We start from the raw sequence: 5,447 nt of genomic DNA, 5'->3' as shown, positions 1-5,447 counted from the left end.
CGCTCTGGTTAAATTTTCGTTACATACTTATAAATTTTCCCGCCGACTTACTTACAGCAGCTTTTGGGCTATCCTCAACTTGGCCGATCGCGATCGCAGCTTATTGAGAATTTCTTTTTAGCGCTAACTTTAATAAATGTAGGACTTACGCAAAAACCCTCTCAAACTCTCATTCCTCCGTGAACTCTGCGCCCTCTGTGGTTCGTTTTCCGTTACCCGTGCGTAAGTCCTAAAATGTTAAGGAGTTCAGATTATTCCTACACCAGAACAAAAAACACAGTGCTACATATTGTGCTGCTGGTTTACTAAGCTTTATTTGCCTATTAATATCGTTCGTATGGATGAACGGACAAAAAATCTATTTTTCTTGGCAGGTGAGGAAAATATTATAGAGATATACCCTAACGGTAGATGGAGATACATAGGATGAGCAAGCCTAATTTTCATGCAATGAGTCAGAAAGAGTTACATGATTACGTTCTTGCTCATCGGGAAGATCGGGAAGCCTTCTACGCTTATGTGGATAAGCTGCATATCGAAGGTAATTGGATTGAAATGCCACCGTTAGAGTCAGAACAAGATTTAGAAAATTATCCTCAGTTCATTGAGCGTATTCGCAGCAGTTCTGAACCACGAGATGGAGCAGTTTAAGGCTTACAGCAGCTTTTCTGCTATCCTCAACTTGGCCGATCGCGATCGCGGATTCTGACTAATTTCCTCTTCTTGTGCAATAATCGGCTTTTTTGTCAAGACTTTTAATAAAGGTGAATTTCTTAAACCATGCTTCACTGGGCGGTCTTCTAAACTGTGGAAACTGATAATCGCAATTCTGCCGCCAGGGACAAGGGCATTTGGTGCTTTATCCAAAAAAGTTTCTAGAGATTTTAACTCATCGTTGACGACAATTCGCAGAGCTTGAAAAACACGGGTAGCCGGGTGAATTCTTCCATAACGGTATTTGGGAGGAACTGAAGAAGCGATCGCTTCAGCCAATTCTGTAGTCGTGTGCAACGGACGGCGTTCTACAATGCGTCTCGCAATGCGCCGCGATAATCTCTCTTCACCGTATTTAAAGAAAATATCAGCTAATTCTGCTTTATCCCAATTATTAATTACATCGGCAGCAGTTAGCGATCGCCCCCGATCCATTCGCATATCCAAATTCGCAGCTTGGCGGAAGCTGAAACCCCTTTCTGCTTTATCTAAATGGTAAGAACTTACCCCCAAATCGGCTAAAATACCGTCGAAAGTGTTAGGGGGGAACTCGTAGTCAGCAAAATTGCTATAAATAAACTGTACGCGATCGCCAAACTCAGCTAATTCTTTCCTCGCTGCTGCTAAAGCATCCTCATCTTGGTCAATTGCCGTTACCCGCACATCCGCCGCCGCTTCTAAGATTAGGCGACTATGACCACCACCGCCTACAGTCGTATCAAGATAGTGACCTCCTGGAGATACCGCTAGACCTGCGATCGTTTCTTGCGGTAACACTGGTAGATGAGAAAATATCGGTTCTTCAATAGCTAGCTGACGATTCATGAGACTTAGGGCAAAAAACCACAGATGAACTTTTATTATGTATTCTTTTGTTTGTGTCTTTGTGGTTCCTAGCTAAAAAATAGTTTTAAACCACTAAGACACAAAAGAAAATATCATAAACTCAACATTCAGCGTCAGCTTTGAATGTTGAGCTTTAAGCATCTGTAGTGCTATTTTTTACCTTTTTTTTGGTAAATCATCGAATTTGATATCCGTTTTAATTTTTTCTCCATACTTAAATTACTATTTAAAATAAAAATGAATACATTATCGGGCAATTCATTTTCCTTTAATAAGCTCTGAACAATTTTAGAGTTATCGGTTTCATAAATACGACTACCTTCCCAAAAACTAAATCCACGCTTCACAGCTAGAACATAAAGTGGTTTGTCAGGAAAATATTGCAGATTCTTTTTAACTAAATAAGCAGTTATTATCTGCGGGTGATGAGATAACTGCTGACGAAGCTTATTTACCTCTATCTCAGAGATATTATGAGGGTCAAATTTATCATTTCTTTTCAAACTAGAGCGCTCTTTCTGTCCTTTTAAAATTAATTTATGATAATTTTCTGCACGTTCTTGATAAGACTTAGCCTCATGGTTTTTACCTTGGTTTTTAAGAAAATAGCAAATTATCTGACAACCTCCTATGACTATACTTGAGTCTTGCTCTATTGCCTTCTCAATGTATTCTATTCCAGTCGCGTCTTGTTTTTTTAATAATATTTGACCTAGTAAATAATTAGCTGATGCATGATAAGCATCACGATGAATAATTTCTTGTAATAGAGGTATAACAGCTTCTTCACCCTCAAGTTCCAATGTCAAAAATGCTCGCTGACTAGCTTCTTCTAAAGTTAGCTGTTGTTTTTGCGATTTGTGATTTAAATCTTTTAATGTAGCTATCGATTTTTGAAACTCAGCATATTTTTGTCGCCAAGGTGTTGCTATCTTTTCTCGCCAATTTTGACTAAAATAATCAATAAAATTTTCTAATTTATCTCCTAAAAATTCTTGGGCAGCACTAATTTCAATTGGTGCAAAGATAGCTAATTCCTGCTGAGTATCGGCGATATATCTCAAGGCTTTTAATCTATCTGTCAGGCAAGGGTGAGTATCAGCATTGTTGGTTTTTTCCGATAAAGCTTCACTTAAATAAGTACTTGTGATTTCCTGATGAAGTCTCTGGCTTAAAGCCTGCTTCATATCCATATAAGTCATTTTAGGTGGTTCAATCTCTGTCTGTATTTGTTTATAAATACTAGACCAAAAATATCTTTCTAAAAATCTAGATTTGACCTCCAAACTTATCAAAGCTTTAGCAGTATTTTGTTCTCCCGTTAAATCAACAGCACATCTATCTGCTTCATATTCATCCATTCGTGCCAATACAAAAGAATAGGCATTAAAAAATGGAATGTACCATATCAAAAACAGTTGAAAAATTAACAATGATAGATCGTGTCCACTTTGTTGGAGTCCCTTAAGAATGCGATACCAAGTTTCGCGTTGGCGATAAATCCAACCACTAAAGTGGCTGTGATTTCCTGATAAATGTCCCAGTTCATGGGCTAAGACGGCACGAAATTGTTCGGGTGGCAGTGCTAACATCAGTGGTAAACCCACAATTAAGTAATTTTGCTGCCATCCCAGCAAACCTAAGCGTGGTATTTGGACAACTGCTGCATTAAAATCGTTGGTCAGTAGAATGTGGTGAAACCGTGGAGCTTTTAGCTTCGATGAGATTTCGTTAATTAAACAGTAGAGATTGGGTACATCTTTGGATTGTAATGGTAAACCTGTTGGTGAGGGAAAAGAAACCCAAAGCGATCGCACTAATACGAATGCTAACGTCACGCAAAACAGAAGACCTGTCAAAGATAACTTAGAAATTGACTGAGCATTAAGTATCCCAAAGATAATACCTACCAGCAGAGTCAATGTTACAGCTAGAACCAAAAATATATATGCGTAGCCCAAGGTAGCCAAAAAAGCAACGTGCAATTTATAAAGATGCGGTTGTTTGTTAGCAAAAACTTCTAACTTCTGAATTAGCCGATCAAAACGCTCTTGATTGAAAGCCATAAATATGTATCAGCCTCATAAAACTGTAATATAGCTGACACAATATCTCTATAGCTTACGTAGAAACCCAGAAGTCAATAGTTATCATTGAGAAAACGCATCTTCTTTCACCCCGTCCTCCCAGCACCATGAGATAAAAAAATTCGATGCCTTAATTAAGTGCATATCGAGCTTCCATATAATAGTTGAAGAAGTGCAACAAAATTAAACATCAAATCAAATCTCTCTTCCCACAACCCGTACTTTGGCTTGACAAACAAGATAAATTGGGTCTAGTTGGCATCTGCGCGGTTGAATTCAATATTTTCACGAACGGAGAACACGAAATCTATGACCAGACTAGAAACCCGCACTGAACCAATGGTGCTAAACATGGGGCCACACCACCCCTCGATGCACGGGGTTCTGCGGCTAATCATGACTCTGGATGGCGAGGATGTTGTTGACTGTGAACCGGTCATCGGCTATTTGCACCGAGGAATGGAAAAAATTGCTGAGAACCGCACTAATGTAATGTACGTCCCTTACGTTAGTCGCTGGGACTACGCTGCGGGAATGTTCAACGAAGCCGTCACTGTTAACGCCCCAGAAAAGCTTGCAGGTATCGCTGTCCCCAAACGTGCTAGCTACATCCGCGTCATCATGCTGGAGTTGAACCGCATTGCTAACCATTTGCTGTGGTTTGGCCCCTTCCTCGCTGACGTAGGCGCACAAACTCCCTTCTTCTACCAATTCCGGGAACGGGAGATGATTTATGATTTGTGGGAAGCTGCCACAGGTTATCGGATGGTGAATAATAACTACTTCCGTGTTGGTGGAGTAGCAGCCGATTTACCTTACGGTTGGGTAGATAAGTGTCTGGAATTCTGCGACTACTTATTACCTAAAGTTGATGAGTACGAACGCTTAGTAACCGATAACCCCATCTTCCGGCGACGTGTTGAGGGTATTGGGACTATCACCCGTGAAGAAGCAATTAACTGGGGACTTTCTGGCCCAATGTTACGCGCATCTGGCGTGCAATGGGATTTGCGGAAAGTTGATCATTATGAATGCTACGACGATTTCGACTGGGATGTGCAGTGGGAAACCGCCGGTGATTGCTTTGCCCGTTACGTAGTGCGGATGCGGGAAATGCGCGAATCTGTGAAGATTATTCGCCAAGCAATTAAAGGACTTCCTGGCGGCCCTTACGAAAATCTGGAAGCGAAGCGTTTAGCCGCAGGTAAAAAATCCGAGTGGGACGCATTTGATTATCAATTCATCGGCAAAAAAGTTTCCCCGACTTTCAAGATGCCCAAGGGTGAAATCTACGCCCGTGTAGAAAGTGGCAAAGGTGAATTGGGAATTTATTTGGTTGGCGATGATAATGTCTTCCCTGCACGTTGGAAGATTCGCGCCGCAGATTTCAACAATCTCCAAATTGTTCCACATTTACTGCGCGGGATGAAGGTTGCAGATATTGTGGTGATTCTCGGCAGTGTTGACGTAATTATGGGGTCTGTGGATAGGTAGAGTAAATATCTATCTCAGTAATTTTTAGAGCAGTTGTATTACAATGCAACTGCTCTATTTTTTTTTGATTCTTCAGTAGACTTCTTGCAAAAGTCGGGGTAAAGGGGAAGGGGAAAAGGGGAAAAAAACTCAAAATCCTTTCCCTTTAACCTTTTCCCTTTTCCCTAAGAGTGCAAAAATATATTTTTGCAAGAGGTCTAGTACTTAACTGTGTCACTAATCGCTCAAACGCGCTTACCAAACGAATATACATTAGACCTCTTGCATAAATCAAAAATAAGAAAGAACCCCACCCCGCCAAAGCTA

General features: G+C 40.6%; 6 protein-coding genes. 4 read left to right on the top strand and 2 right to left on the bottom strand.

Annotated elements, in window-relative coordinates:
• Positions 1-250: 250 nt before the first annotated feature.
• Together ACM0OX_RS34910 and ACM0OX_RS34905 are read left to right on the top strand one after the other, a co-directional pair.
• On the top strand, positions 251-430 hold the full coding sequence (locus tag ACM0OX_RS34910; RefSeq protein WP_414519705.1) for a DUF6888 family protein: 180 nt from the start codon (positions 251-253) through the stop codon (positions 428-430).
• A complete protein-coding gene (locus tag ACM0OX_RS34905; protein ID WP_414519704.1) occupies positions 427-651 on the top strand; it encodes a DUF6887 family protein in 225 nt (74 codons plus the stop codon). The genes ACM0OX_RS34910 and ACM0OX_RS34905 overlap by 4 nt, the downstream gene beginning before the upstream one ends.
• A 3-nt stretch (positions 652-654) precedes the next feature.
• On the opposite strand, the gene rsmH is transcribed toward ACM0OX_RS34905, so the two are convergent.
• A complete protein-coding gene (gene rsmH / locus ACM0OX_RS34900) occupies positions 655-1,539 on the bottom strand; it encodes a 16S rRNA (cytosine(1402)-N(4))-methyltransferase RsmH (protein ID WP_414519702.1) in 885 nt (294 codons plus the stop codon).
• A gap of 170 nt (positions 1,540-1,709) precedes the next feature.
• On the bottom strand, positions 1,710-3,167 hold the full coding sequence (locus ACM0OX_RS34895) for a M48 family metalloprotease (RefSeq protein ID WP_414519700.1): 1,458 nt from the start codon (positions 3,165-3,167) through the stop codon (positions 1,710-1,712).
• A gap of 142 nt (positions 3,168-3,309) precedes the next feature.
• Between ACM0OX_RS34895 and ACM0OX_RS34890 the strand changes: the two genes are divergently transcribed.
• Together ACM0OX_RS34890 and ACM0OX_RS34885 are read left to right on the top strand one after the other, a co-directional pair.
• Positions 3,310-3,441, top strand: coding sequence for a hypothetical protein (locus tag ACM0OX_RS34890; protein ID WP_414519698.1), 132 nt, complete (start codon positions 3,310-3,312; stop codon positions 3,439-3,441).
• Between the two features lie 515 nt (positions 3,442-3,956).
• On the top strand, positions 3,957-5,141 hold the full coding sequence (locus ACM0OX_RS34885) for an NAD(P)H-quinone oxidoreductase subunit H (protein ID WP_414519697.1): 1,185 nt from the start codon (positions 3,957-3,959) through the stop codon (positions 5,139-5,141).
• Positions 5,142-5,447 lie beyond the last annotated feature (306 nt).

It is taken from the genome of Nostoc sp. PCC 9305, assembly GCF_963920915.1.
In the GTDB taxonomy this organism is placed as follows: Bacteria; Cyanobacteriota; Cyanobacteriia; order Cyanobacteriales; family Nostocaceae; genus Nostoc.
This window is presented reverse-complemented; position numbering and strand designations above follow the sequence as displayed.